17 protein-coding genes and 1 pseudogene are annotated in these 26574 nt (G+C 76.5%); 13 read left to right on the plus strand and 5 right to left on the minus strand.

All coding sequences use genetic code 11. From position 1 onward, the window contains the following. Positions 1-531: 531 nt before the first annotated feature. A complete protein-coding gene (locus tag I6A81_RS25385) occupies positions 532-1692 on the minus strand; it encodes a site-2 protease family protein (RefSeq protein ID WP_203003366.1) in 1161 nt (386 codons plus the stop codon). 348 nt (positions 1693-2040) lie between these two features. On the opposite strand from I6A81_RS25385, the gene I6A81_RS25390 reads away from it, so the two are divergent. From I6A81_RS25390 to I6A81_RS25400, 3 genes are all read left to right on the plus strand, one after another. After that, on the plus strand, positions 2041-2934 hold the full coding sequence (locus I6A81_RS25390) for a RecB family exonuclease (RefSeq protein WP_307874902.1): 894 nt from the start codon (positions 2041-2043) through the stop codon (positions 2932-2934). 458 nt (positions 2935-3392) lie between these two features. Beyond that, positions 3393-5291: an ATP-binding cassette domain-containing protein gene (locus I6A81_RS43915; RefSeq protein ID WP_238429197.1), complete on the plus strand. Its 1899-nt coding sequence runs from the start codon at positions 3393-3395 to the stop codon at positions 5289-5291. A gap of 2 nt (positions 5292-5293) precedes the next feature. Beyond that, entirely contained in the window at positions 5294-7870 is a 2577-nt protein-coding gene (locus tag I6A81_RS25400; protein ID WP_203003364.1) for an ABC transporter permease, read from the plus strand. 34 nt (positions 7871-7904) lie between these two features. Here the strand turns inward: I6A81_RS25400 and I6A81_RS25405 are convergent, their stop codons facing one another. Next, positions 7905-8750: a PAC2 family protein gene (locus I6A81_RS25405; protein ID WP_203003363.1), complete on the minus strand. Its 846-nt coding sequence runs from the start codon at positions 8748-8750 to the stop codon at positions 7905-7907. 464 nt (positions 8751-9214) lie between these two features. On the opposite strand from I6A81_RS25405, the gene I6A81_RS25410 reads away from it, so the two are divergent. The 4 genes from I6A81_RS25410 (at position 9215) to I6A81_RS25425 (ending at position 13776) form a co-directional block, all read left to right on the plus strand. After that, complete coding sequence (locus I6A81_RS25410; RefSeq protein WP_307874899.1) at positions 9215-10129, plus strand: HAD family hydrolase; 915 nt, start codon at positions 9215-9217, stop codon at positions 10127-10129. A 115-nt stretch (positions 10130-10244) separates the two neighbouring features. Continuing rightward, positions 10245-10967, plus strand: coding sequence for a hypothetical protein (locus I6A81_RS25415; RefSeq protein WP_203003362.1), 723 nt, complete (start codon positions 10245-10247; stop codon positions 10965-10967). Continuing rightward, complete coding sequence (locus I6A81_RS25420; protein WP_203003361.1) at positions 10964-13108, plus strand: sensor histidine kinase; 2145 nt, start codon at positions 10964-10966, stop codon at positions 13106-13108. The genes I6A81_RS25415 and I6A81_RS25420 overlap by 4 nt, the downstream gene beginning before the upstream one ends. Further along, a complete protein-coding gene (locus I6A81_RS25425) occupies positions 13105-13776 on the plus strand; it encodes a response regulator transcription factor (protein WP_238429196.1) in 672 nt (223 codons plus the stop codon). Before I6A81_RS25420 ends, I6A81_RS25425 begins: the two co-directional genes overlap by 4 nt. Before the next feature lie 179 nt (positions 13777-13955). Here I6A81_RS25425 and I6A81_RS25430 read toward each other — a convergent pair whose 3' ends face one another. Further along, entirely contained in the window at positions 13956-14903 is a 948-nt protein-coding gene (locus tag I6A81_RS25430) for a DivIVA domain-containing protein (RefSeq protein WP_203010326.1), read from the minus strand. Between the two features lie 12 nt (positions 14904-14915). Next, complete coding sequence (mshC, locus tag I6A81_RS25435; RefSeq protein ID WP_203007917.1) at positions 14916-16193, minus strand: cysteine--1-D-myo-inosityl 2-amino-2-deoxy-alpha-D-glucopyranoside ligase; 1278 nt, start codon at positions 16191-16193, stop codon at positions 14916-14918. 234 nt (positions 16194-16427) lie between these two features. On the opposite strand from mshC, the gene I6A81_RS25440 reads away from it, so the two are divergent. The 4 genes from I6A81_RS25440 to I6A81_RS25455 all read left to right on the plus strand — a co-directional run bounded on the left by I6A81_RS25440 (position 16428) and on the right by I6A81_RS25455 (position 22486). Beyond that, positions 16428-17192, plus strand: coding sequence for an MSMEG_4193 family putative phosphomutase (locus I6A81_RS25440; protein WP_203007916.1), 765 nt, complete (start codon positions 16428-16430; stop codon positions 17190-17192). Between the two features lie 187 nt (positions 17193-17379). Continuing rightward, positions 17380-18264 (plus strand): SCO1664 family protein, encoded by an 885-nt coding sequence (locus tag I6A81_RS25445; protein ID WP_307874900.1) that lies wholly within the window; start codon positions 17380-17382, stop codon positions 18262-18264. 98 nt (positions 18265-18362) lie between these two features. Continuing rightward, positions 18363-20552, plus strand: coding sequence for an AAA family ATPase (locus I6A81_RS25450; protein WP_203010327.1), 2190 nt, complete (start codon positions 18363-18365; stop codon positions 20550-20552). Between the two features lie 92 nt (positions 20553-20644). Then, positions 20645-22486 (plus strand): glycosyltransferase family 39 protein, encoded by a 1842-nt coding sequence (locus tag I6A81_RS25455; protein WP_307874901.1) that lies wholly within the window; start codon positions 20645-20647, stop codon positions 22484-22486. Here the strand turns inward: I6A81_RS25455 and I6A81_RS25460 are convergent. Then, complete coding sequence (locus I6A81_RS25460) at positions 22483-24066, minus strand: glycosyltransferase (RefSeq protein WP_238438107.1); 1584 nt, start codon at positions 24064-24066, stop codon at positions 22483-22485. The two genes, I6A81_RS25455 and I6A81_RS25460, sit on opposite strands and share 4 nt — an antisense overlap. 477 nt (positions 24067-24543) lie before the next feature. On the opposite strand from I6A81_RS25460, the gene I6A81_RS25465 reads away from it, so the two are divergent. Both I6A81_RS25465 and I6A81_RS25470 read left to right on the plus strand, forming a co-directional pair. Continuing rightward, positions 24544-26358, plus strand: coding sequence for a glycosyltransferase family 39 protein (locus I6A81_RS25465; protein WP_203005076.1), 1815 nt, complete (start codon positions 24544-24546; stop codon positions 26356-26358). Further along, positions 26355-26574: pseudogene (locus tag I6A81_RS25470) on the plus strand (OmpA family protein); the annotation flags it as partial. The gene I6A81_RS25465 and the pseudogene I6A81_RS25470, both read left to right, overlap by 4 nt.

A 26574-nucleotide genomic window follows, 5' to 3' on the forward strand; every position in this document is an offset into this window, starting at 1 on the left:
GATCGGCTCCGGAGCCGATCCGGCGGGTCTGTCTTTCGTCACGCCGCCGGCGGCCGGCCGTGGCCGCGCGGGAAGCCGTGCCCCGATGGGGCGTTGTGGGCGGGACGTCCCGGCAGGTTACCGGTTGGCGACGCCACACCGACGCGGCGAGCGGACCAGGCGCCGGGCGCCCGGGGGCGGGTGGCTGGACGCGTGACACGTGAGACGTCCGGCCCACCGGATCGGGGCCTGGTGGTGGAGGACGCCGCCCGGCTTCGCCGGGATGGGCGCCGGGAGCCTTCCCGCGGGCTCGCCGGGGCCACCGGCCCCGGATCCCTGGACCGGCGCGGCGGGGCCGAGGTGGCGCGCCCTCGGCACGCCCGATCCGGGACCGAACCGGACGCCGTGGTGCCGAAGGACACCTCGTTCGCCGCCACAGGCCCGGGGATCATGGGGCGCACGCCGCGCAGGGCATGACCCGAGGTGACCAGCGGGTGGTCACCGCCCTCGCGCGGAGCGCGCGATCGAACTGTCCCGCTCCACGAGGAGCGGCTAGCGGCGGGCGGCCATCCGGAAGGCGGCGTCGCGGTCGAAGCGGGCGACGAGGTCGACCATGGTGAGCACGCCGACGGGGCGGCCTTGCTGGGTGACGAGGTACTCGGGGGCCGGGTGGCGCTGGACGTGGCCGAGCAGGGCCTCACCGGCGAGGTCGGCGTCGAGGATCATGTGTGGTTCGACGGTCCGGCTGACCTCGGCGACCTGGACCCAGGGGCGGCGGTGCTCGGGCAGCGCGTCCACCGACGCCCCGTTCATGATCATACTGGGGTTGCCGTCGCGGTCGATGACGGCGACCGCGGTGGCGCCCTCCTGCTGGGCGCGGCGCAGGGCCTCGGCGAGCGGCACGCCGCCTTCCACCGGCAGCGTCTTGCGGATCAGCCGGCCGGCGCGCAGGTCGGGCAGCTTCTCGCGAAGCTCCACGGCGCGCAGGGACTGGTAGGCGCCGAAGCCGATGAAGCCCGCGAGCGCGAGCAGGTAGACGGCGTTGAAGGTGGAGGTCGACGAGCGCAGCCCCCAGGCGGCGACGCCGGCGGCGACGAAGAAGCCGCAGTAGGCGCCGGCGCGCAGCCCCTTGATCCGGCTGCGGGTCACCCGCCAGACCGCGGCCACGACGACGCGCCCCCCGTCGAGCGGCAGGCCCGGGGCGAGGTTGAACACGAACAGCAGGAGGTTGGCCCAGCCGAGGTAGAAGAGCACCGTGCCGACGGAGGTGTGCGTCGTCGTGCCCTGCAGGCCGAGGAAACAGGCGCCGGTGAGCAGCCCGTTGACGAACGGGCCGGAGAAGGCGACGAAGAACTCCCGCGCGGGCGTCGGCGGCTCCGGCTCGATCTCGGTGAAGCCGGCGAAGCCGTGCACGGTGACGGCGCGTACCCGCAGCTTGGCGCCGAGAGCGGTCAGCGCGTGGCCCAGTTCGTGCAGCACCAGCGACAGCACGAAGCCGACGCCGCTGATCACGGACAGCAGCATGATGTGGCTGTCGCTGGCCGTGGGCAGGTGGTCGCGGTGCAGGGGTGAGGCCAGCGAGGCGACCAGGATCGCGAAGATGATGGCGAGCGGCGACAGGAGGATCGGGACGCCACGCACCCGCCCGATCTGGATCCCCGGCGTGGGCCGTGCGGGTGAGTTCGGGCCCGTTGCGTCGGGCTGGTCGGCCATGCCTCCGATGCTACGGACCGAGGCCGCGATCGACAGCCTCCCAGCCACAGCCATGTACAAGTTATGGAAAGTCGCCGGCCGGTGCGGCGGGCGGGACCTCGCGGCCCGGATTGTCGGCGCCGCCCCCTAGGGTCGTCCCATGACCTCCACCACCAGCGCCGCCGGCGGCGGGCTGGCGCCTCCTGCCCGCCGGCCCGCGGCCGGTTTCCCGGGTGGCCGTGGCGGCGCGGCCCGGACGCCTTCCGGCCGTCCGAGGCCGGGCCTCGCCCGGCCGGGGAGGAGCCGGTGACCGCCCGCGAGGCCACCTCGACGGCCGAGGAAGCCGGGTCGGAGCCTGACACGGTCGCGGTGGGCGGGGCGGCGGTGCTCGGGCCGGCGGTGGGCGGGCCGACGGTGCTCGGGTCGTTGTCGCCGTCGCGGGCGGCGGACTTCGTCAGCTGCCCGTTGAAGTACCGGTTCCGGGTGGTCGACCGGCTGCCCGAGCCACCGAGCCCGGCCGCGACCCGCGGGACGGTGGTGCACAGCGTCCTGGAGCGGCTGTTCGACGTGCCGGCGGCGGGCCGCACCCTGGCGGCGGCCGAGGGGCTGCTGCCGGGGGCGTGGGCGGACCTGCTGGCCCGTGAGCCGGAGCTGGCCACGATGTTCGCCGGCGAGGAGGAGCTGGCCGCGTGGCTGACGTCGGCGCGGGAGCTGCTCGCCGGCTACTTCGCGCTGGAGGACCCGCGGCGCCTCGCGCCGGCGGCCCGGGAGCTCTACGTCGAGCACGTGCTCGACTCGGGGCTGCGGCTGCGCGGCTATGTCGACCGGCTCGACGAGGCGCGCACCGCGGACGGGCTGGCGCTGCGGGTGGTGGACTACAAGACGGGGCGCTCCCCCGGCCCGGCGTTCGAGGGCACCGCGCTGTTCCAGATGCGCTTCTACGCGCTGCTGCTGTGGCGGACGCGCGGGGTGGTGCCCCGGGAGCTGCGGCTGTACTACCTGGGCGACCGGACCTGGCTGCGGGTCGTCCCGGACGAGGCGGACCTGAGGGCCACCGAGCGGCGGGTGCAGGCCCTGTGGGCGGCGATCGCGCGGGCGCACCGCACCGGTGACTGGCGGGCGACGCCGAGCAAGCTGTGCGGCTGGTGCGATCACCAGGCACGTTGTCCGGCGTTCGGCGGCACCCCTCCGCCGCTGCCGGCCGAGGCCGGCGCCGTGCCGGTGGACGACGCCGCCCCGGCGGTGTGCGAGCCGGAAGGATAACGGCGCGGCCCGCCGCCGGGCAGCGGCGCGGCCAATGAACCGGGCGGACGCCACGACCTCAGCGGAATCGGGCACGATGCGTAGATGCGGCGCGTTTCCGGTCCATCGCCATCGGCGTCCCGGCTGGCGTGCCCGCTGGCCGTCGGTAGGCCCGCGGGCGCGCCGGCCGACGCCTGGCGTGCCGCGGGCGGGCCAACCTATCGGGGGCGCGAGGCGTCCGACACGCTGGCGGCCCGGCCGGCCGCCGGCGCCGCCGGGCCCGCTGGCCGGGTGCCTCGGGCCCGGCGGGGTGGGACGCCAGGCCCGGCCGTACCGGTCGGACGGGGCTGGTCCGCGGTGGCCGGGCGCGGCGCGGCCCGTGCCCAGGTGCCGGCCCGGCCGGCGCCGGCGCGATGGGCGTGGGGTGCCGCGGCGCCGACGGCCGACGAGGCCGACGAGGGTGTGGAAAGGGAGACCCGATGAGCCCAGTACGCCCACGGCCCGGCGACGCCCAGGAGGCGGGCCGCGCGGGCGGGCCGCGGATGGCGGCCCGGGCGGAGCGGCTGACGAAGGTCTACGGCTCCGGTGACACCCAGGTCACCGCGCTGCGTGGCATCGACCTGGACTTCCCCCGCGGCCGGTTCACCGCGATCATGGGGCCGTCGGGCTCGGGCAAGTCGACGCTGATGCACTGCCTGGCCGGGCTGGACACCGTCAGCGGCGGCCATGCGTTCATCGGGGACGTCGAGCTGTCGAGCCTGTCGGACCGGCAGCTGACCCAGCTGCGCCGCGACCGGATCGGCTTCATCTTCCAGCAGTTCAACCTGCTGCCGACGCTGACCGCGGCGGAGAACATCACGCTGCCGCTGGACATCGCGGGCCGCAAGCCGGACAAGAAGTGGATGAAGCTGGTCGTCGACGCGGTGGGGCTGGCGCCGCGGCTGAACCACCGGCCCACCGAGCTGTCCGGCGGCCAGCAGCAGCGGGTGGCGTGCGCGCGGGCGCTGATCACCCGGCCGGACATCATCTTCGGGGACGAGCCGACCGGGAACCTGGACTCGACGTCGGGCGCCGAGGTGCTGTCTTTCCTGCGGGACTCGGTGCGCGAGCTCGGCCAGACCGTGGTGATGGTCACCCACGACCCGAAGGCCGCCTCCTACGCCGACGAGGTGATCTTCCTGGCGGACGGCCGGGTCGTGGACAGGATGCGCGACCCGACCGCGGACGCGGTGCTGGACCGGATGAAGAACCTCGACCAGCCGGCCGGCGGCGAGGGACGAGGCCGACCCGGCGGGCGGCGCCCGACCGCGCCGCCGCCGGCACGCTCGTCCGCGCCACGCCCGGCGCGCCGGGGCACCGAGCCGCCGGCCAGGGATGGCTGGCGGGACGACGCGGGCTGGGAGGACGACGGCCGGCCCGCGCGGCGGACGCCGACCGGGCCGGGAGGCAGGCGGGTGCCGACGGGGCAGCAGGCGGCGCGCACACCCACCGGGCAGCAGACAGCCCGCACACCCACCGGGCAACAGGTGGCGCGCGCACCTGCCGGGCCTAGCGGGCGCCGCGGCACCGACAGCGGGGCGGCGGGCCAGGAACGGGGCCGCGACGACTACCGACCCGACCCCGGCACCGGGCGCGGCCCGGCCCGGCGGGCGACGGCCGACCCTCGCGCCGTCGCTGCCCGGCCCGGCGCGTTCCCGGTCGAGGAGACCGACGACTTCGCGGTGCCGCGCCGCGACACCGGCGGCTACCCGCCGCCGTGGCGCGCCGGCGCGACGGGACAGGAGCGACCGGGCGGCGACTACTCGCCCGGCCCGGACACCAGCGAGTACCCGCCCCCGCCTCCGGGCGAGGCATACCGCGGGGACGGCCCGCGCGACCCGCGCGGCGACTACCGCCGGGCGACCGGCGGCTACGCCTCACCCGACGGCCACGCCTCGCCTGACGTCTACGCCTCACCTGACGTCTACGGCTCGCCTGACGGCTACGGCCCGGCCGACGGACGCGGCCCGGCCACCGGACACCGGCGGGGCACCGGGGGGTACGGGGCGGGTGACGACTACCGGGAGGAGGCCTACCCGGACGGCGACGGCATCGAGGTGCGCTCCACCCCCTCCCGCGACGGCCGGGGCCCGCGCGGCGGCCGCGGCGTGCCCGACGGCGGCTACGGCGGGCCGGACGGCCGCGGTGGGTACTCGCCCGGAGCCGGCTACGACGACGGCTACGGCCCCGCCGCCGAGGCGAGCGGCGGCTACCACGGCGCGGCTGGGCACCGGCGCCGGGCCGCGCCCGTCGACGGCTACGGGCCGACCGAGGACGACGTGGACAGCGCGGACCGCGGCTACCGGGCCGGTGGCTACGACACGGGCCGGTGGAGCTGACGATGCTGCGCGCTACCCTGCGTGGCCTGTTCGCCCGCAAGCTGCGCCTGCTGCTGTCGTCGGCCGCGGTCGTGGTCGGCGTCAGCTTCGTGGCCGGCACGCTGGTGCTCACCGACACCCTCAACGCCACGTTCAACTCCCTGTTCGCCAACATCACCAAGAACGTCAGCGTGTCGGTCCGGGCGGTCAACCAGGTCGACGCGAGCAGCGACCAGGGCCGCCGGCCGCTGCCGGCCTCGCTGGTCGGGGAGCTGGAGAAGGTCGACGGCGTGCGGGCCGCGGTCGGCCACGTGTCCGGCACGGCGATCCCGCTCAACCCGCGCGACGTCAACCCGGGGACCGGGCTGCCCGAGCCCATCCTTCCCGGCACCGCGCCGGCGATCGGGATCAACTGGACGGACGCCCCGACCGCCGCCGAGCAGATCGCCAGCGGCCGGGCGCCCCAGGCCGACGGCGAGATCGCGATGGACAAGGGGACCGTCGACCGGGAGGGCCTGCGCCTCGGCGACCGGGTCCCGGTCGCCGTCGGCGAGGTCGACCCGGCGCAGCCGCTGCAGGTCTTCACCCTGGTCGGCGCGTTCCGCACGGGCGGGCAGGACAGCGTCGGCGGGGCGGTCGTCACCGCGTTCACCACCGCCGACGCGCAGCGGCTGCTCCTCGCGCCCGACCAGTTCAGCTCGATCTACCTGGCGGCCGACCCCGAGGTGACCCAGGCGCAGCTGCGCGACCGGGTCGCCGCGACGCTGCAGGACGGCGTCGAGGCGATCACCGGCGTACAGCTGGCCGAGGAGAACGAGAACGCCGTCCAGGAGGCGCTGGCGTTCCTGTCGACCGCGCTGCTGATCTTCGCCGGGATCTCGGTGTTCGTCGGCGCGTTCATCATCTTCAACACGTTCACGATGCTGGTCGCGCAGCGGGTGCGGGAGCTGGCGCTGCTGCGCGCCATCGGCGCGAGCCGCCGCCAGGTCCAGGTCTCGGTGCAGGCGGAGGCCGCCTTCGTCGGGTTCGTCGGCGCCACGGTCGGCCTGGTCTGCGGGGTGATGCTCGCCCGGCTGCTGCACGCGGCGATGGGCGCGTTCGGGGTGATCCTGCCCGAGGGCGGGATGGTGTTCCTGCCCCGCACGGCGATCGTGTGCTACCTGGTCGGCGTGGGGGTCACGTCGGCGGCGGCGGTGGTGCCGGCGTACAAGGCGGCGACGGTGCCGCCGATCGCGGCGCTGCGCGACACCTACACGATCGCGGTCCGGTCGCTGCGGACCCGGGCCGTGGGCGGGGCGCTGTGGGCGGGGCTGGGCGCGGCGGCCGTCGTCCTCGGGCTGTCCCGGCCGGGCTCGTCGGGCACGTCGCTCGTCGGCCTCGGCGCGGCGGTGATCTTCCTGGGCGTCGCGGCGCTGTCACCGGTGCTGGCGCGGCCGGTCACCCGGGTGATCGGCGCCCCGCTGCCGCGGCTGTTCGGGGTCGTCGGCCGGCTCGGGCTGCAGAACGCGATGCGCAACCCACGGCGCACGTCGGCGACCGCCTCGGCGCTGATGATCGGCCTGGCGCTCGTCAGCGCCTTCGCGATCTTCGGGCAGTCGATCAAGGTATCGGTGCGGGAAACCGTCTCCGGGGCGCTGTCGGCCGACTACTTCGTCACGTCGATCGCGAACACCCCGTTCAGCGGGGAGGTCGCCCGCACGATCGAGAAGGAGCCGGGCGTCGGCCGGATGCTGCCCATCCGGGGCGGCGACGTGACGATCGCCGGCAGGGACGGCCCCCAGACGCTGCTGGCCGCCGACCCGGGCGCCGTGACCGACGTGCTCGGCCTGCGCCCGGTCACCGGGAGCCTCACCCTGGCCGAAGGCATGATCGCGATGAGTGAGGAGAACGCCGCCGCGCTGCATCTCACCGTCGGCGCCAAGGTGAACGTCACCTACCCGGACGACCTGAACGCGGCCGGGCAGACGCTGACCCTGGCTGGGATCTTCGCGAAGAACACGTTCGTGCAGTACCTGATCACCCCGGCCGAGTGGGCGAAGCACTCGGCGAAGGACGAGGACCTTCTCCTGCTGGTCAAGCGGGCCGACGGCGCGGACCCGGCCGCGGTCAAGGAGGCCCTGAAGGCGGCGGCCAGCGCGTATCCGACCGTCAAGGTCACCGACCAGGCCGAGTTCGTCGCCGAGCAGGAGAAGGCCGTCGACCAGGTGCTCGGCATGGTCTACGTGCTGCTCGCGCTCGCCGTGATCATCGCCCTGTTCGGGATCGTGAACACGCTGGCGCTGTCGGTCATCGAGCGGACCAGGGAGATCGGGCTGCTGCGCGCGGTCGGCCTGCGCCGCGGCCAGATGTGGATCGTCGTGGTGCTCGAGTCGATCGTGATCGCGATGTTCGGCGCCGCTCTCGGCGTCGCGGTCGGCAGCTTCCTGGGCTGGTCGCTGGTGTCCGCGCTCAAGAGCCAGGGCGTCACCAGCTTCGCCTACCCCACCATGACGATCATCGGGGTGCTCATCCTCGGCGCGGTCCTCGGCGTCGCCGCCGCGGTGTTCCCGGCGCTGCGCGCCGCCCGGATGAACGTCCTGCGCGCCATCGCCACCGCCTGAGGCGGTCGGCCCACGAGCGCTGGCGCGCCGGGGCTTACTGGCCGCGGCGGCGCAGGTAGCGCTCGAACTCGCGGGCGATCGCGTCGCCGGAGGCCTCGGGCAGGGCCGTCTCGGGCTCGCGGGACTCCAGCGACCGGACGTACTCGGCGACCTCGCTGTCCCCCGCGGCCAGCTCGTCGACCTGGCGCTCCCAGGCCCGGGCCCGCTCCGGCAGGTCGGCGAGCGGGATCTCCAGGTCGAGCAGGTCCTCGACGCGGCGCAGCAGCGCGAGCGTCGCCTTCGGGCACGGCGGGTTCGCGACGTAGTGCGGCACCGCGGCCCAGAACGACACGCTCGACAGCTCGGCGCGGGCGCAGGCGTCGGAGAACACGCCGACGATGCCGGTCGGGCCCTCGTAGCGGGACGCCTCCAGGCCGAGGCGGGCGGCGGTGACGGGGTCGCCGGCGGTGCCGCTGATCGGCACCGGCCGGGTGTGCGGCGAGTCGGCGAGCAGCGCGCCCAGGGTCACGACCATGTCGCTGCCGAGCGCGTGCACCGCCTCGATCAGCTCGTCGGTGAAGCCGCGCCAGCGCATGTTGGGCTCGAGGCCGCGGATGAGCACGAGGTCGCTGTCGGACTTCGGCGGGCGGGCCACGGACAGCCGGGTGGTCGGCCAGGAGATCTTCCGGGCGGCGGCGCCCTCGACGCCGCTGACCGTCGGCCGGTTGACCTGGAAGTCGTAGTAGTCGTCCGGGTCGATGGCGCCGATGACCCTGGCGCCGAAGACCGTCTCCAGGTGCTCCACCGCGGCGGAGCTCGCGTCGGCCGCGTCGTTCCAGCCCTCAAAGGCGGCGACGACGACCGGCGACCGGAGTTGCCCGACACCGGAGAACTCGATCACCTACCACCTCCCGCCGCCCACCGGCGGCACGCGTGTCCCCTCGACAGTGCCACCGTACGTCCTCCCGGCCGACCCGCCCGCCGAGTGCCCCATATCCCCCGCATCCGGCTACCGCACGACCCGTCCGGGCTGTCCGCTCCGTCGGCGGGTGCTCCCGGCGGTGCGCGCACCGGTCAAGTGTGCCGCGCCGGCCGGGGCGGCGCCGCACCGACCAACGGGTTGGGCCAGCTCGTCCCCCCGCCGCCACGGGTGACGGTCCGATTTGCCCGATCGGGCTCGCCGTTTCGCCCGGAATGTCGACGGGCTCGTGGCGCGCGTCACCCCGTCCGGTATCCGGAACGTGTCGGCTGAGCTGTCCGGAACGCGCGGAAGTGGGCGGCCAGCCGGCGTCGCCCGCCCAGCGTGGTCTCCCGCCCCAGTTACGCTTTCGGGGTGCGTCGCGACCTCCTTCTCCTTCTCGCCCGGTGAACGCCGTCTCCCCCCTGGCGGGCGTTCTGTCCGGCCAGGAAACCGCCGGCGCGGACCCGTCCGGGGCGCGGCCGGCGGCCGTGCTGCTCGACATGGACGGGCTGCTGGTCGAGACCGAGCACCTGTGGACGGTGGCCGAGGAGGAGCTCGCCGCGAGCTACGGCCGGACGTTCACCCCCGAGATCAAGAACGCGATGCTGGGGCACGGCATCGACACGGCCGTGCCGCTGATGCTCGCGATGCTCGGCGTCGACGAGGACCCGGCGGCCGCGGCCCGGTTCCTGCTGGACCGGGCGGTCGAGCTGTTCCGCGCCCCGGGCATGGTCGAGAACCGGCCGGGAGCCCCCGAGCTGCTCGCCACGCTGCTCGCCGCCGAGGTGCCGACCGCCCTCGTCTCGTCGTCGTTCCGCTCCCTGATGGACCCGGTTCTCGACACGCTCGGCCGGGAGCACTTCACGGTCACGGTCGCCGGCGACGAGGTCCCGCGCCGCAAGCCGTTCCCCGACCCGTACCTGGTCGCGGCCGCCGCCCTCGGGGTGGACCCGGCGCGCTGCGTCGTTCTCGAGGACTCGACCACCGGCGCGCTCGCCGGCCTGCGCGCCGGCTGCCGGACCGTCCTCGTCCCCTCCGCGCCCGACCTGCCAAGCCTCGCCGAGGTCGCGGCCGCGACCGACGCGGCGCTCGCCACCGACGCGTCCGTCGTCGCCGCCGAGGCCAGCCACCTCGGCGGCGCGGCGGCGGGCACGACCGCGGCGGCGGGCGGGCTGGCCGCGCGGCCGGACGACGTCGCCACGCTCGCCGGCCGCCTCCTGCGAGTGGCCAGCCTGCACGAGGTCACCCTCGGCTACCTCGGCGCCCTCGCGGCGTCGGAGGAGCCCGGGGTCCTGGTCAAGGAGCCGCCGCCCGGCTGATCCCGGGGACGGGGGCCCGCGTCCCGGCATCCTTGCCGAGATGTCCCGGAGGTCCGGGACGTCGGCGACCCCACGCTGGAGGCATCGCGCCGCCGAGCCAGAAGGAGACACCGCGATGACCATCCGCACCGTCACCGAGAACCCCGTCCGGTCCGACGTCGGGCCCGCGGGCGACCCGGCCGTCCCCCCCGCCGCCCCGCCCTCGAGGCGCTGGGCCGTCGCCGGCGTCGGCGCCGGCGTCGCCGGCCTCGGAATGATCATCAGTTCGACCGCCGTGGACGCGGTCTCCGACCCGGCGCTGAAGGGCGACAGCGCCGCCCAGGCCGACCGGCTCGCCGACCAGCTGCCCCAGATCGTGGCCTTCCACACCCTCGCCGGGATCAGCGCCGTGCTGCTGCTGGTGTTCGCCGCCGGCCTGTACCGGCGGCTGCGCGCCACCGCCGGCGACGGTGTCGCGCCGCTGGTGGCCTTCGCCGGGCTGGGCGCGACCGCCGTCGTGCTGGTGCTGGGCAGCGGTCTGGACACCGAGTTCCTGTTCGGCCTGTCGGACGAGGGCGCCCTCGACCCGGCGAACGCGGTGTTCTACGCCCACTGGGTCGCCACCATCCCCTGGGTCTGGATGCTCGCCGGTCTCGCCGGTCTCGGGGTGTTCTCGGTCGCGCGAGCCGGCGGCGCGCCGCGCTGGCTGGGGTTCGCCGGAGCGGCGCTGGGCGGGATCACGCTGCTGGGAGGGCTCTCGCCGCTGCAGTACCTGGCCGGCTTCACCGGGCCGGTCCTGGTCGCGGTGCTGGCGCTCGGCTTCGCCGCCGGTGACCGGCGCGGCCACGGGCGCGCGTGACATACCTGCCTGGTCCCGCCGGTCCCGTCCCGAGCGCTCCAGCCGGGCCGGACCGGCCGGACGCGGCGCCGGAGCCGGGCGCCGGACCGGCTGCCGCCGACGCGGCAGCGGCGGCGGCGCCGGCCCGCTGGGCCGAAAGCCTCGCGGTGTCGCTCCCGTGCCTCGCCGCCGTCGTCGCCGCCGTGTGGCTGGACGTGACGGCCCCGGCCGAGGGCCCGGGGGCCACCGTCGCCGAGGGGTCCGGCTGGCCGTTCGCGGCGTACGGGGCCGTCATCGGCCTGCTGGCCTCGACCGTCCTGATCGGCGCCCGGGGACGGACGCTGGGCTGGCTGCTCGCGTCGCTCGGCCTGGTCTGGGCGCTCGACGGCCTCACGCAGACCTACATCCACGCCGGGCTGCGGGCCGACGGGTCCTGGCCGGCGATGACGTTCGCGCTGTGGTTCCTCTACCGGTTCGGAGCCTTCCTCCCAGTGCTGATGGGCGCGCTGCTGCTGGTGTTCCCGACCGGCCGGTTCCTGCCCGGCCGCGCCGGGACGCTCGGCCGGGTCACGCTGGGGGCCCTGGTCGTGACGGGCGTGGCGTTCCTGGTGGCGCCGGCGGACGAGAGCCTCCTGCCGTCGGCCGTCCCCGCGGGGATCGACGTCGACCCGACGTCGATCGGGGCGCTGTCCGGCCACGGCGAACAGATCAGGACCGGCGCGTCCGCGCTGGGGGTGACCGCCTTCCTCTGCGCGCTCGCCCTCGTCGTCGTGCGCTACCGGCGCTCGACCGGGCTGATGCGCGACCGGATGCGCTGGCTGCTGTGGAGCGTCGTCGTCATCGCGGTGACACTGCCTCTCCTGTACACGGTCGAGCCCGCCGTGTTCGACTACCTCGTCTCCTTCGTCGTGCTGGTCCTCCCGGCCGCGGCGGTGACCGTCGCCCTTGTCCGGCCGGCGCTGGTGCCGATCGGCGACCTGCTCGCCCGCACGGTCGTCACCGCCGCCGTGCTCGTGACCCTGGTGGCCGCGGACGCCGCCGTGCTCGCCGTACTCGCGACGCTCGTCGACGACCTCACGTCGGCGCGGATCGTCGCTGTCGTCCTGGTCGTCACCGTCGTGCTCTACGGGCCGGCGCGGCTGCGCCTGTCGGCCGCCGTGCGGCGCTGGATGCTCGGCGGGCGGGGCAACCCGTACGACGCGCTGGCCGGGCTCGCCTCGACGCTGGAGAACACCGACGACGTGGGCGAGCAGCTCGCCGCGGTCGCCCGGGCGGTCGCGGCGGCCTTCGGCGCGCGGTTCGTGAGCCTGGAGGTGGACTGGGCGCACGGCAGCCGGATGGTGACGACGCACGGCGCGTGGCCGGACCGGGTGCGGATCCTGCCCATCACCTACCGGGGCGCCTCCGTCGGGCGGCTGGTGATGCCGGCCCGCGGGCTGCGCGGCCACCTGTCGGCCCGCGACGAGCAGCTTCTCGGTGACCTCGTCCGGCAGGCCGCGACCGCGGCCAGGACCAGCCAGCTCGCCGAGGAGGTCCAGCGCAGCCGCGAGCGGCTCGTGAACGCGCGGGAGGAGGAACGGCGCCGGATCCGCCGGGACCTGCACGACGGGCTCGGGCCGGCGCTCGCCAGCGTGGTGCACCAGGTCGAGGCGGCCAGGCTGACGGTCGACCGCGACCCGGCGAAGGTCAAGGCGCGGCTCGACGGCGTCGGGCGGCACGTGCAGTCGATCGTGGCCGACGTGCGCCGCCTCGTGCACGACCTGCGCCCGCCGGCGCTCGACGACCGGGGCCTGGCCGGCGCCCTGCGCCAGCAGGCCACCCGGCTGGGCCTTCCCCTGACCGTCGACGCCGCGGACCTGGCCGGCCGGCTGCCGGCCGCGGTCGAGGTGGCGGCCTACCGGATCGCGGGAGAGGCACTGACCAACGTCGCGCGGCACGCGCGGGCCGGGGCGGCGCGGCTCGCGCTCACCCTGGCCGACGGCGCCCTGCTCGTCGAGGTCACCGACGACGGCGTCGGGATCGACCCGGACCGGCAGTCGGGCGTCGGCCTCGTCAGCCTGCGCGAGCGGGCCGCCGAGCTCGGCGGCCGCGTCGAGATCACCTGTCCCCCCGGCGGCGGCACCGTCGTGCGGGCCTGGCTACCGGTGAGGAGCGCGCCATGACCACCGTCGACGAGACGCCGATCCGGGTCGTGGTCGTCGACGACCACGAGATCTTCCGGGACGGGCTGACCGCGCTGCTCGGCGCGCTGGACGGCGTCGAGGTCGTCGGGACGGCCCGTGACGGCCGTGACGCGGTGCATGTCGTGGGCGAGGTGTCGCCGGACGTGGTCGTCATGGACATCCAGATGCCACGGCTGGACGGGATCGAGGCGACGGAGTTCCTCGTCGGCCGTCATCCCGCGCTGCGGGTGCTGATGCTGACGATGAACGACGACGACGAGGTCATCCTCAGCGCCATCCGGGCCGGGGCGTGCGGGTACCTGCTCAAGGAGTCGGGCGCCCGCGAGGTGCACGCCGCCATCCGCGCCGCCGCGGCCGGCGGAATGGTCTTCGGCGCCTCGATGGAAGCGAAGATCGTCGCCGCCCTGCTCGCCGGCGGGACCCGCGCCGCCGTGACCGAGGAGCCGTTCCCCGAGCTCACCGGCCGGGAGCGGTCCGTCCTGCGGCTGCTCGCCCAGGGGCGGTCGAACGACGACATCGCCAGGGAGCTGTTCGTCTCCGCGAAGACGGTCCGCAACGCCGTCTCCACGATCTACGCCAAGCTCGGGGTGTCCAACCGGGCCGAGGCGGTCATCCGGGCCCGCGACGCCGGCTACGGCCGCGCCTGACCAGGCCCCGGTCCCGCCCGCGGCACCCGGACGGCGGTCCCGGCGCGGGACCTCCCCCGAGCCCGCGTGGCGGTCCGCCCGTCCCTCGGCACCCGAGGCGCCCGCCCCGGGTGCCGAGGGACGGGCCGCGCCGGGGCCCCCCGCGGGCCGGCCGCGCCGCGTCGACCCGGCCGGCGCCGTCAGTGGTGGTCGATGATCTCGGCGTCGGAGATGTCCTCGTCGACGCCACGGCGGATCGGGCCGGTAGGCGGGCTGACCGGGGTGGCGTCGGTCGGGTAGAGCTCGCCGTCGAGGACGTCGGCCGCGGCGCGGACCCCCGTGGCGCGGTGACGGCCGGGCCCGGTCCGCGGCCCGGCCGGCCCGGTGGGCTCGCCCGGCGGCGGCACCGGGGGACGCTGCGGCGCCTCACCGGCCGCGGGCGGCGAGGCCGCGGCCGGCGGCGCGGCCGAGGGTGCGGAGGGCCTGCGCGGGGGCGGTGGGCCCGTCGCGGCGCTCCGCCGGGACGGCGGGCGCTCGGGATCGTCGGCGGGCGGCTCGGCCCCGGCCGTGGCCAGGTCGCCGATCGCGCGCTCCATGTCGTCGGAGGCGACCAGGCCGCGCAGCCGCAGCATCGCGCCTAGCAGCTCGCCCTGCTGGCGGCGCAGCGACTCCAGCGACGCGGAGGAGCGGGCGATCTCGGCCTCGAGGTCCTCATGGCGCTCGCGGGCCAGCCGGCGCGCCTCGGCGACGGCGTCGGAAAGCAGCTTGTCCGCCTGCTCGCGGGCCTCCTGCGTGACGGGGTGGTTGGCCGCGCTCTCGCGGACCACCTCGTAGAGGGTCTGCTCGGCGGCGAGCCGGGCCCCGGCGACGATCTCGTCCGCCATCTGCTGGGCGATCGCGAGCATCCGGCCGATCCGCTCGCCCGCCTGTGCCCCGGCCCCCAGCCCCTCGGCGGCGCGCCGGTCCCGCTCATGACGCAGCGCGGCCTCCGCCGCCGCCACCCGGGCCGTCAGGTCGTTGGAGTACCGCCACAGCGCGCGCACATACCCGTCGACCTGCTCCGGGTCATAGCCCCGGGCGACGACGTCGAAGGCGGGCCGAGGCGCGTAGGCCCCGTCGTCGGGCGGGTCGCGGTGGCGCTGCGCCATACTCCAGCCCCCTTACGTCTGCACCACGTCAAGGTCTACACCGAGTAGAGCGTCGACGAGCATCCGGGTTAGCGCCGGTGCGTCCGTGTCGTCCCAGCTGTCATCTCCGGCCAGCGCGGCGCCGGCCCAGCGGTCGACCGCGGAAAGCGCCGCGGGGGTGTCCAGACCGGCGGCGAGCGCGGCGCGTACCTCGGCGAGCAGGCCCTCGGCCGCCGGCGCGGCGGGCAGCGCCGCGGCGGCCCGCCAGCGGGCCAGCCGCTCCCGCGCCCCGGCGAGCTCCGCCGGGGTCCACTCCCAGTTCTCCCGGTAGGAGTGGGCGAGCAGCGCGAGCCGGATCGCCGAGCCGTCGACGCCGGCATCGCGCAGCCGGGAGACGAACTCCAGATTCCCACGCGACTTCGACATCTTGTGCCCGTCGAGCCCGACCATGCCGGTATGGACGTACCGCTGGGCGAAAGGGTTGTGACCGGTGGCCACCTCGGCGTGCGCGCTCGAGCACTCGTGATGCGGGAAGATCAGGTCGGAGCCGCCGCCCTGCAGGTCGACGGTCTCGCCCAGGTAGCGCCGGGCGATAGCCGAGCACTCGATGTGCCAGCCGGGCCTGCCCGGGCCGAACGGCGACGGCCAGCTCGGCTCGCCGGGCCGCTCGGCGCGCCACAGCAGCGGGTCGAGCGGGTCCTTCTTGCCGCGCCGCTCGGGGTCGCCGCCACGCTCGGCGGACAGCGTCCGCATCGCCTCCTGGTCCAGACCGGAGACGTAGCCGAACCGGGGCGCGGCGGCGACCGAGAAGTACACGTCCCCGTCGAGGGTGTAGGTCGCGCCGGCGGCGACCAGCTCGTCGACCATCTCGACGATCAGCTCGACGGACTCGACGACGCCGACGTAGTGGTCCGGGGGCAGCACCCGCAGCGCGGCCATGTCCGCGCGGAACAGGTCGGTCTCGCGGACGGCGACGTCCCGCCAGGTCACGCCGTCGCGGGCGGCCCGCGCCAGCAGCGGGTCGTCGATGTCGGTGACGTTCTGGACGTAGCGGACCTGGTGGCCCGCGTCGCGGGCGACCCGGTTGACCAGGTCATAGGTGACGTAGGTGAACGCGTGACCGAGGTGGGTGGCGTCGTATGGGGTGATCCCGCACACGTACATCCGGATCACCGACGCCTCGCCGGCCCCGGTGGGGCCGGCCGGGCCGGTGCCGAGCGGTTCGAGCCGCCCGGTCGAGGAGTCGAACAGCCACGGCCGCTGGCCGGTTCCGGGCAGGGTGGAAAGCGGACAGGCAGGCCAGGACTGCATGTCAGCCAGCGTAGCCGCGCCCCGGCGCGGCCCGGGCCACTCCGGACAAGCCTGATCAAATTCGCTTCCCGTCTCCGGCGCCGCCCGCCGGGAACCGGGGCGGGAGCCGGTGGGCGCCGATCTCCGGGGCTCGGCACGGGAGTCCGGTAGGTACCGTGTGCAGTCCCGGCGCGCCGCGCGGCGCCGGCCGTCACGGCCGGGCCCGCGCCCGGGGCGACGCGAAGGAGACGACCGGTGACGACGGTGCTGCTGGTGCGCCATGGGCTCACCGCGCTGACCGGCAAACTGCTGCTCGGCTGGACACCCGGGGTCGGCCTCGACGAGCGCGGCCGGGCGCAGGCGGCCGCCGTCGCGGCCCGGCTGGCGCGGGTGCCGCTGGACGCGGTGGTCAGCAGCCCGCTGGACCGCTGCGCGCAGACCGCCGCCGCGATCGCCGCGGCCAGGCCCGAGGGGGCGCCGGTCCCCACAGTCCAGGCCGACGACCGGCTTGGCGAGTGCCGCTACGGCGACTGGACCGGCCAGGAGCTGGCCACGCTCGTGAAGGACCCGCTGTGGCCGGTCGTGCAGGCCCATCCCAGCGCGGTCACGTTCCCCGGCCCGCAGGGCGAGTCGCTGCGCGACACCCAGGCCCGCGGGGTCGCCGCCGTGCGGGACTGGAACTCCCGGCTCGGTGGAGACGCCACCTGGCTGGCCTGCTCGCACGGCGACGTGATCCGCGCGATCGTCGCCGACGCGCTCGGCATGCACCTCGACATGTACCACCGGATCAATGTCGACCCCTGCTCGCTCACCGTGATCCGCTACACCGAGCGCCGGCCGTTCGTGCTGCGCCTCAACGACCTCGGCGGCGCCGTCGACGACCTGCTGCCGGCGCCGGCGGAGCACCGGGCGCGCGGCGCCGACGACCCAGGACAGCCGCCGGCCGAGGAGGCCGAAAAGGCCGCCGCGGCGAGCGACTCGATGGTCGGCGGCGGGGCGGGCGTCTACCACCCGGCCTGACCGGACGGCGAGGCCGCCGCCCGCGCCGCCCGCGCGTGGCCAGAGGACGAGCGGGCCCGGCCCCGGCCGGCCAGGCCGGGACGCCGAGACGGCGGGAGGCGCCCGGGCGAGGGGCGCGGCGGCCTGGTCAACGGTGGGCCTGGTCACAGGTGACGAGACCGGGATGGCGGCACGGGAGACTGGAACGGTGGACGCGGCAACGAGCGGCCCTGGGCCGGCGGCGGGACGGCGCGATGGTGACGCGCCCGCCGGCGCCCGGACGGACGCGACACCGGGAGCCGCCGCGGGCGGCGCGGGCGTCCCGGCGGCGGGGGGGAAGCCCGCGCCGCTGGCACGACTGGAACCGTCCGACGCCGGTGGCCTCGACGCCGAGGCGGCGCTCGCGCTGCTGCGCGGCGGCGAGATCACCGTCGAGGGACGGCTCGTCGAGGCGAGCAACGCCACCCTGTACTGCGAGATCGCCCTCGACGGGGCGCGGGCGCGCTGCGTCTACAAGCCGGTGCGTGGTGAGCGGCCGTTGTGGGACTTCCCCGACGGCACGCTCGCGGCCCGGGAGATGGCCGCCTACGAGCTGTCCGAGCAGCTCGGCGGCGGGCTGGTCCCGCCGACGGTGCTGCGCGACGGCCCGTTCGGCGCCGGGATGGCGCAGCTGTGGATCGACACCGATGACACAGTCGAGACCGTCGACCTGGTCCGCGGCGGCGACCGGCGGCTGCGCGAGATCGCCCTGTTCGACGCCGTCATCAACAACGCGGACCGCAAGGGTGGTCACCTGCTGCCGGCGCCGTCCGGCCGGGTGTACGCGATCGACCACGGCGTGGCCTTCCACTGTGACGACAAGCTGCGCACGGTGCTGTGGAACTGGCGTGGCCAGCCGTTCGACGCCGGCGAGCGCGCGCTGCTCGACGGCCTGCGCGCCGCCCTCGGCGGCCCGCTCGGCGAACGGCTCGACGACCTGCTCACCCGCGCCGAGATCGCGGCACTGGCGGGCCGCGTCGACCGGCTGCTCGCCCGCGGCCGCTTCCCACACCCCTCCGCCGACTGGCCCGCCATCCCCTGGCCGCCGTTCTGACCCGCTGGACCTGCTGACCTTTCGGCCCTCGTGACCACGCGCCGCGCGGCGGAGGTCGGGCGCCGGGCCGGTGAGCCGGGGCTGGTTACGCTTCGGGGATGCCGGAGCCGTCCTCGTCTGTCCCCGACCCGTTGTTCGACGCGTTCTGCGCGGCGGGGCTGTGGCCGGGGCTCGGGCGCACGACGGCGGAGCGGCTCGAGGCGGCCGGCATCCACGGCCCGGACGACGTCGACCTGGCGAGGCTGTCCGCCGTCGAGGGGATGACCGGGCCGCGGGCTCGCCGGCTGCTCGACTCCTTCCGCGCCGCGTCCGGCCGCTACGAGGTCGCCGGGCTGCTCGCCGCCGCCGGCCTGCCGGTCCGGCTGGCCCGCGGGGTCGCCGACGAGCTGGGCGCGCGGGCCGCCGACGAGCTGCGCGCCGACCCGTGGGCGCTGCTGGTCGGCGGGGAGGCGGAGCTGACCCACGCCGACCGGCTGGCCCGGTCGATGGGGCTCGGCCGCGACGACCCGCGCCGCGGCCCCGGGGTGCTGACCTACCTGCTGGCGCGGGCGGCCACGCGGGACGGGGACACGGCGGGGCCGGCCGACGCGGTGCTGCGGGGAGCGAGCCGGGACGGGGTCGCCGACCCGGCCGCGGCGCTCGCCGACGCGGTCGGCGACGGCCGGCTCGTCCTCGTCGGCGACCGGGTGGCGCTGGAGCGCTACGCGATGGCCGAGCAGGCCGTCGCCGACGGGATCGAACGGCTCGCGGCCACCGCCGAGCCGCTGCGGCCGGGTTTTCGCCGCCGGGGCGGGCCCGCGGCCCGGGCCGAGACCGCGGCGGACGTCGACGACGACGCGCTGGTTCCCCTGACCGCCGAGCTCGACTTCGGCCTCGGCCCGGACGACGGCCAGGACGGCGACGCCGCGGACGGCGAAAGCGACGACGGCGCCGGGGCGCGCGGCGAGCATGCCGACGGCCCCGCCGCGGTGCTCACCGACGCGGACGGCGTCGGCGACCCGGGGCCGGCGGAGGGTGGCGCCGAGGCCGACGAACTGGTCGCGAGGCTGGACGAGACGCAGCTGGCGGCGGCGCGGATCGCGCTGGAGGTCGGGGTCAGCGTGCTCACCGGCGGGCCGGGGACCGGCAAGAGCCGCACCGTCGCCGCCGTCGTCCGCCTCGCCCAGGCGGCCGGTGCCCAGGTCGCGCTCGCCGCGCCGACCGGGCGGGCCGCGAAACGGCTCGAGGAGCTGTGCGAGGCGCCGGCGAGCACGCTGCACCGGCTGCTCGGCGCCCAGGGCAGGGGCGGCGGGTTCGCCCGCGGCGAGCACAACCCGGTCGACGCCGACCTGGTCGTCGTCGACGAGGCGTCGATGGTCGACGCGGAACTGGCCGCGGCGCTCGTCGAGGCGTGCGCCGACGGCACCCATCTGCTGTTCGTCGGCGACCCGGCGCAACTGCCCAGCATCGGCCCCGGCCAACTGCTCGCCGACCTGCTCGAGTCGGGCGTCGTGCCGGTCACCGAGCTGCGCCAGCTGTACCGGCAGAGCGCGGGCGGGGCGATCGCGCGGCTGGCGACCGCGGTCCGCGGCGGCGAGCTGCCGCCACCCGCCGGCGGCCCGGACAGGGAGGTGGTCGTCGTCGCGGCCCGCTCGGCCGGGGAGGCGGCGCACCGGGTCGTCCAGCTGGTCACCGACTCGATCCCACGGGTGTTGGGGATCGTCCCGGCCGACGTGCAGGTCGTCACCCCGGTGCACGCCGGCCCGGCGGGCACGGTCGCGCTGAACACGGCGCTGAAGGCGGCGCTCAACCCGGGGCCGGGGAAGGTCGGCGGGTTCGACGTCGGCGACCGGGTGGTCGCGACCGCGAACCATCTCGACGTCGGCTTCGCCAACGGCGAGATCGGCGTGGTGACAGGGCTGGCGGACCGGGGTGGACTGCTCGTGACCTTCCCCGGGGGCACGCTGGAGGTGCCGACCGGCGTGCTCGGCGACCTGCGCCATGGCTGGGCCGTGACGGTGCACCGGGCGCAGGGCAGCGAGTGGCCGGCGGTGGTCACTGTCTTCCCACCGGAGGCCGGCCGGATGCTCAACCGCCCGTTGGTCTACACCGCGATCACCCGCGCCCGCGGCCACCTGTCGGTGGTCTGCGTCAACGGCCCGGCGCTGCGCGAGGCGGTGCGGGCCGCCGGCGGCCGGCGGCGGGTGACGTTGCTCGCCCCGCTGCTCGCCGGCGCCGAGCCGGGCTGGCCGGACGATCTCGACGAGCTGGCCGACGGCCCGCGGCCCGCGGCCGAGCCGGTCGGGTGACCGGCCAGGCACCGGCCCCCGGGCGGCCGGCCGGGCGCGGACGGGGATGGCGGGCGCGTTGGGGCATCCGGGGCATCGGTAGCGTCCCTGGGGTGACCTCCGACCAGTCCGCCAGCCCGATCGTGCTCCCGTCGGACTCCGCCCAGGAACTGGCCGCCCCGGCCATCCCCGCCGCGGCCACCGTCCCTCGCCAGGCCACCCCCGTCGAGCCCGACGCGCGGCCGCCGGCGACACCGGCCGCGGGCGCGGCGCCCGACGGCGCGCGCGCTCCGACGGCGCCCGGCGGGGCCCCCGACAGCGGCGCCGAGCCGGCGGCGCGGTGGGGCGGGCGGTTCGCGGCCCGGCTGGTCATCGTCGGCCAGCGCGCGCGGGCGAACCCGGCCGCCGAGAAGCTCGGCGGCCACCTGCCCCTGGTGCTGGTGACGTTGGCGGTGCTGGCCGGGGCGGTGCTGCGGTTCGCCACCCCCAGCCATCTGTGGCTCGACGAGTCCCTGACCGTCGAGATCGCCCGCCGCCCGGTCGGCGAGCTGCTCGACGCGCTGCGCCACGACGGCGCGCCGCCGCTGTACTACCTGCTGCTGCATGGCTGGATCAAGCTGTTCGGCGACGGCGACGTGGCGGTGCGGGCGCTGTCCGGGCTGCTGTCGCTGGCCACGCTGCCGCTGGCCTGGGTGGCGGGTGAGCGGGTCGGGCGGCTCGCGACGGCGCACGGCAACGGCGCCGCCGACACGCCGCGCCGGGTCGCGCGGGCGACGCTGCTGCTGTTCGCCTGCTCCCCGTACGCCATCCGCTACGGCAGCGAGACCCGGATGTACTCGCTGGTCGTGCTGCTGGTGCTGGCCTTCGGGCTGACGCTGGTGGCCGCGCTCGCCGCCTCGACGCGGCCGCGGCTGGCGCTGCTGACGCTCGCGACCACGGCGCTGGTCTACACCCACTACTGGTCGTTCCTGCTGATCTTCACGGTGGCCGCGTTCCTGCTGCTGCAGTCGAGGCGGCGGCCGGCCTACCGGCGCCCGGTGCTGCGCGCGTTCGTGGCGATGGCCTGCTCGGCGGTGCTGTTCGCCCCGTGGATGCCCTCGTTCCTGTTCCAGATGCTGCACACCGGCACACCATGGGCGCCGCGGGTGCAGGCGCAGGTGCTGCTGGACACGGTGTTCGACTGGGCCGGGCCGCAGTCGACCGGGGCGCTGCTCGGCCTGGTCCTGCTCGGCGGGGCGCTGATCGGGCTGACCGCGCGGCCCGACGGCCGGGAGCTGGCGGTCAAGCTGTCCGGGCGGACGCCGGGCCGCTACCTGGCCGCGGTCTGGCTGGCGCCGCTGACGCTGGCCTACGTGGTGAACATGTTCGGCGGCTCCGCCTACGCGGAGCGCTACACCGGGATCTCGCTGCCCGCGTGCCTGATGCTGGCCGCGCTGGGCCTGTCGGTGCTGCCGTCGCGGCGCTGGCGCAGCGGGGTGCTCATCGTCGCGTCGCTGTCCGGCCTCATCGGCGGCTACCAGCTCGCCCGCGTCGAGCGGACCCAGGCCTCGGAGATCGCGGCGACGATCGTCGCGCAGGCCCGGCCAGGGGACGTGGTCGCCTTCTGCCCGGACCAGCTCGGCCCCGCGGTGTATCGGGCGCTGACCCGGCTGGGCGCCACCGACCTGCGCATGGCCGTCTACGCCGACGAGACGGGACCGGCGCTGGTCGACTGGGTCGACTACGCGGACCGGATGCAGCGGGCCAGCGGCGACGAGTTCGCCCGTGAGCTCCACGAGCTCGCCGGCCCCAACCAGGCGATCTTCCTGGTGAAGGCCGACGGCTACCGGTTCCTGGAGGGCGCCTGCAGCCTGGTCTCCGAGCAGCTCAACATCCGCCGCGACCGCAGCGTGGAGGTCAACAAGCGGCCGCTGTACGAGGGCGCCTGGCTGGAGCGGTTCGGCACCCTGCGCTAGCCGACGCCGCCCGCGACGGGCGGGTCGGCCGCGACGGGCGGGTCGGCCGCGACGGGCGGGTCGGCCGCGGCCGGCTGGGCGCCGATGGCCGGTGACGCGCCCCCCGGCCGGCCGGGGGGCGCCACCGTGGCGGCCGCGAGGACGAGCAGCGCCATCGGCAGCGTGTAGTGGTTGAAGAACGACTGCTTGTTCAGCGCGACCATCGTGACCAGCACGAGCGCGCCGCCGGCGGCGAAGGCGGTCGCGTCGCCGCGCGCGCGGGCGGCCAGCAGGGCCAGCAGGTAGGCCCCGGCGAGCCCGGCCGCGGCCACGGGGAATCCCAGGCCGACGCCGAAGTGCCACGCCCAGCCGGGTACCGACAGCGAGTGGTCGAGCACCGGGTAGTCGAGGTTGGCCCGGACCGCGTCGTGGACGAACGCGCCCGGGTCGGCGACCAGCCACGGCGTGACGAGCGCGAGCCCCAGCGCGCAGGCCGCCGCGGCCCGGCGGACCCCGAACGCCGGCCACGCGGCCGCGACCGGGACCAGCAGCGCCGCGTGCTGCTTGCTGGCGAGCGCGAGCGCGAACGCGACGACCGCGAGCGCGCCGTGCCCGCGCGCGGTCGCCCACACCATGACCGCGAGGCACGCGACCAGCAGCGGCTCGGTCCAGGACTGCTGCAACGCGTAGCAGGACTCGGGGAACACCAGCACCAGCAGCGGCAGCACGGGCATCCAGGGCGGCCCGTCCCCGCCATACCCGGCGTCCCCGCCATACCCGGCGTCCCCGGCGTCCTTGGCGGGGCGCGCCACCAGCGCGCGGACCGCGCAGGCCGCGACGACGCCGGCCGCGAGCAGGCCGTAGCGGACGTCGCCGAGCGCCAGCCGGAACGGGGCGAGCAGCACCGACGTGGCCGGCAGGTAGGGGTAGACGTCGACGAGCCCGTCGTGCGGGGTGGCCGGCCACACCTGGTGGTACAGGTTCTTCCCGTGGGCCAGGCCGGCCGACGACTCCTGCAGCAGGTGAAAGACGTCGATCTCGGGGGCGGGCGCCGCGCGCACCGTCGCGACCCCGGCGGCGACGGCGAGCGCGAGCACGGCGGCGAACGCCCACCGGCCCCTGGCGGCGGCCGCCACCCGCGCCAGCGCCGGGTGCCGGCGCGGCGGCGCGCCCGCCGCCAGGGTGGCGAGCACGCCGGCGGCGGCGAGCAGCCCCGCGGCGATCGCCAGCCCGTCGGCGGCGGTGGCGAACGGGCCGTGGGCGTAGTAGCGGGGATGGCGCAGCACCGGCCCGAGACCGACCACCAGGGCGACGGCCGCCCAGGCCACCCGCCACCCCAGCCACCCGGCGGGCCGGCCCAGCCGGCGGGCGGCCAGCGACACGGGGGCGCCCAGCAGGCGCGCCGGGGCCCGGTGGCCGGCGAGCAGCGCCACCGTCGCGGCCACGGCGGCCCAGCCGACGAGGATGGCCGCCAGCGCCCAGCCGCCGTATCGGCCGTCCTTCGCCGCGATCCCGACCGCGATCGCGCCCCAGCCCACCAGCGCGCCCGCCACCGCCGCGACGGACGCGGCGGTGGCCGCGCGCGCGGCGGGAGGGGCCATGACGGCACCTTGCCAGACCGGCGCCCCGGCCCGGGCCTCGGGCACCCGCCGGCCAGCGCCGCCGAGACGGCGACGCTGGGCGGGCGGGCCGGCCGCCAGACCCGCGTGCCCGCCGGCCAGCGCCGCTGGGAGCCGACCCCGCCGCGACGAGTCGATCACCATTGGTAGGCGGGCACGGCCGGCGGCGGCGAAACGGACGGGCGAGCCGGGACTGGCCGGTGGCGCGCCGGTGGCGCATGGAAGACTAGGCCCGCACGCCGGCCGCCGGGCCGGTCGCCGCCGCGTGCCTCTCGTGGCGCGGCGCGGGGGCGACGACAGCGGGCGACGACAAATAGGAGTGCCGCGGTGCCAGCCCGCGACCGGCCCCTCCCCGGGGCTGGCCAGGACGGTGGCGCCGCGTGGTCCGCGGCGCGCCGCCGCGGCGGGAGGCTTCGGGTGGCCCGCGCCCCCGACGGACAGGGACGGAGAGGACAGGCCGTGACGGACGTCGCGGTCCGGCCGGCGGAGCGCATCCCCGAGCCGGTCGACAGGCCGAGGGTCCGCCCCGGCCGCGTGGATCGCATCTTCCAGGCCGGGATGCTGATCATCCTGCTGGCCGCCGTGGTCGTGCGGTTCACCGCTCGCCAGGACCTGTGGCTCGACGAGGCGCAGAGCATCGCGATCGCCAAGCTGCCGTTGACCGGCGACGGGCCGACGATGTTCGACGGCCTGCGCGAGGACGGCTCCCCGCCGCTGTACTACCTGCTGCTGCACGCCTGGGTCAGCGCGTTCGGGACCGGCAACGTGGCCGTGCGCGCCCTGTCCGGGCTGATCAACCTGGTGGCCGTCTGGCCCCTGTACCTGCTCGGCAAGCGGGTCGTCGGCCGCCGCGGCGCGCAGGTCGCGGTCGTGTTCTACCTGACCTCGCCGTTCGCGCTGCGGTTCGCGACCGAGACCCGGATGTACAGCCTGATCGTGCTGCTCACCGCGCTCGGCGGCCTCGCGATCGAGCGGGCGCTGCGCAGGCCGTCCCCGCTGGCGGTGGTGTACGTCGCCCTCGCGTCCGGCTGCCTGGCGCTCACCCACTACTGGTGCTTCTACGTCCTGCTGACCGTCGGCGGCTGGCTGGTCCTGCTGTGGTGGCGGCCCGGCTTCCTGTTCCGCTCGGACCGGGCCGGCGCGGGCGAGCGCGGTGGCGGGCAGGACGTCGATTCGGCGACGCGGGCCGCGGTCACCGAGGGCCTCGACGCCGCCGGGCTGCCGGACAACGACGACGTGCTCGCGCCGACCGCGCCGCCCGCCGAGCCCGGCCGCCACTCGGCCGCCGGGGCGGCGGCCCGCACCGCCGGCGGCCCCACGGGCCGGCTCGCCGGCGGGCGGCGCGGGGCGCTGGCGGCACTGCTCGGGGTCGCCGGCGGGGCGATCATCTTCCTGCCCTGGTTCAGCCAGTTCCTGTACCAGTCCGCGCACACCGGCACCCCGTGGGGCGAGCCGGCGTCCTACGCCGCCGTCTCGCACGCCTACGGCCAGTGGGCCGGCGGGCCGACGACACTGGGCCGGCTGCTGCTGCTGGTGATCACCTGCCTGGTCGCGCTCGGGATCGCCGGGCGGGGCCTGGGCGGCCGGTTCGTGCTCATCGACCTGCGTGGCGGCGAGCCGGGCCGCACCCTGTTCCTGCTGTCCACGGTCACCCTGGTCGTCGCCGTCACCGTCGGCAAGGTCGTCGGCAACGCCTGGGCCGACCGGTACACGGCGACGGCGTTCGTGCCGTTCCTGCTCGTCGTCGGCCTCGGCGCGACGATCGTGCGCCACGAGCGTTTCACCCAGGGTGTCGTCGCGCTGTGCGCCGCCGCCGGGGTGATCGCTGGCTACAACGACGTGCAGATGCCGCGCACCCAGGCCACCGAGGCCGCCGAGATCCTGGCGGCGAAGGCGAAGCCCGGCGACGTGCTGCTCATCTGCCCCGACCAGGTCGGCCCGGGCCTGGCCCGCACCATCCCGTCGTTCCTGCTGCCCACCACCCACCTGGTGCCGGACTACCGGCCGCCGGACCGGGTCAACTGGGTCGACTACGAGGAACGCAACGAGGCCGCGGACGGCGTCGCGATCGCCGACCGGGCACTGGCGGAGGCCGGTAAGGACCACTCGGTCTTCCTCGCCACCTCCGGTGGCTACCGGACCTACGAGACCCTGTGCCTGCAGATCCAGACCCACCTGGGACAGCAGCGCCCCCAGGGGAGCCAGGAGATGGAGCAGGGCTCGCCGACCGACGTGTACGAGAACTACCTGCTCGCCCGGTTCCCGCCGTCATGACCGACACGCCGGACGGCGCCCAGGGCGCCGCCCTGGCCGCCGGGTCCCCGCCCCCCGGCGACACGTCTCCCGGCGACACGTCTCCCGGCGGCGCGGCGCCCGCCGCCCGGCCCTCCCCCGCCGCCGGTCCGCCGGCTGGCGACGGCCGCGTCGAGACCGCCTTCCCCGCCGCGTCGGGCGCCGCGGAACAGGCCGACCGGACCGGCGAGCAGCCGG

The organism is Frankia nepalensis, assembly GCF_016786325.1.
Classification (GTDB): Bacteria; Actinomycetota; Actinomycetes; order Frankiales; family Frankiaceae; genus Pseudofrankia; species Pseudofrankia nepalensis.

Coding starts and splice junctions, on each gene's coding strand:
- I6A81_RS25385 (WP_203003366.1), bottom strand. CDS start 1,692: ATGGCCGACCAGCCCGACGCAACGGGCCCGAACTCACCCGCACGGCCC.
- I6A81_RS43915 (WP_238429197.1), top strand. CDS start 3,393: ATGAGCCCAGTACGCCCACGGCCCGGCGACGCCCAGGAGGCGGGCCGC.
- I6A81_RS25400 (WP_203003364.1), top strand. CDS start 5,294: ATGCTGCGCGCTACCCTGCGTGGCCTGTTCGCCCGCAAGCTGCGCCTG.
- I6A81_RS25415 (WP_203003362.1), top strand. CDS start 10,245: ATGACCATCCGCACCGTCACCGAGAACCCCGTCCGGTCCGACGTCGGG.
- I6A81_RS25425 (WP_238429196.1), top strand. CDS start 13,105: ATGACCACCGTCGACGAGACGCCGATCCGGGTCGTGGTCGTCGACGAC.
- I6A81_RS25430 (WP_203010326.1), bottom strand. CDS start 14,903: ATGGCGCAGCGCCACCGCGACCCGCCCGACGACGGGGCCTACGCGCCT.
- mshC (WP_203007917.1), bottom strand. CDS start 16,193: ATGCAGTCCTGGCCTGCCTGTCCGCTTTCCACCCTGCCCGGAACCGGC.
- I6A81_RS25450 (WP_203010327.1), top strand. CDS start 18,363: ATGCCGGAGCCGTCCTCGTCTGTCCCCGACCCGTTGTTCGACGCGTTC.
- I6A81_RS25460 (WP_238438107.1), bottom strand. CDS start 24,066: ATGGCCCCTCCCGCCGCGCGCGCGGCCACCGCCGCGTCCGTCGCGGCG.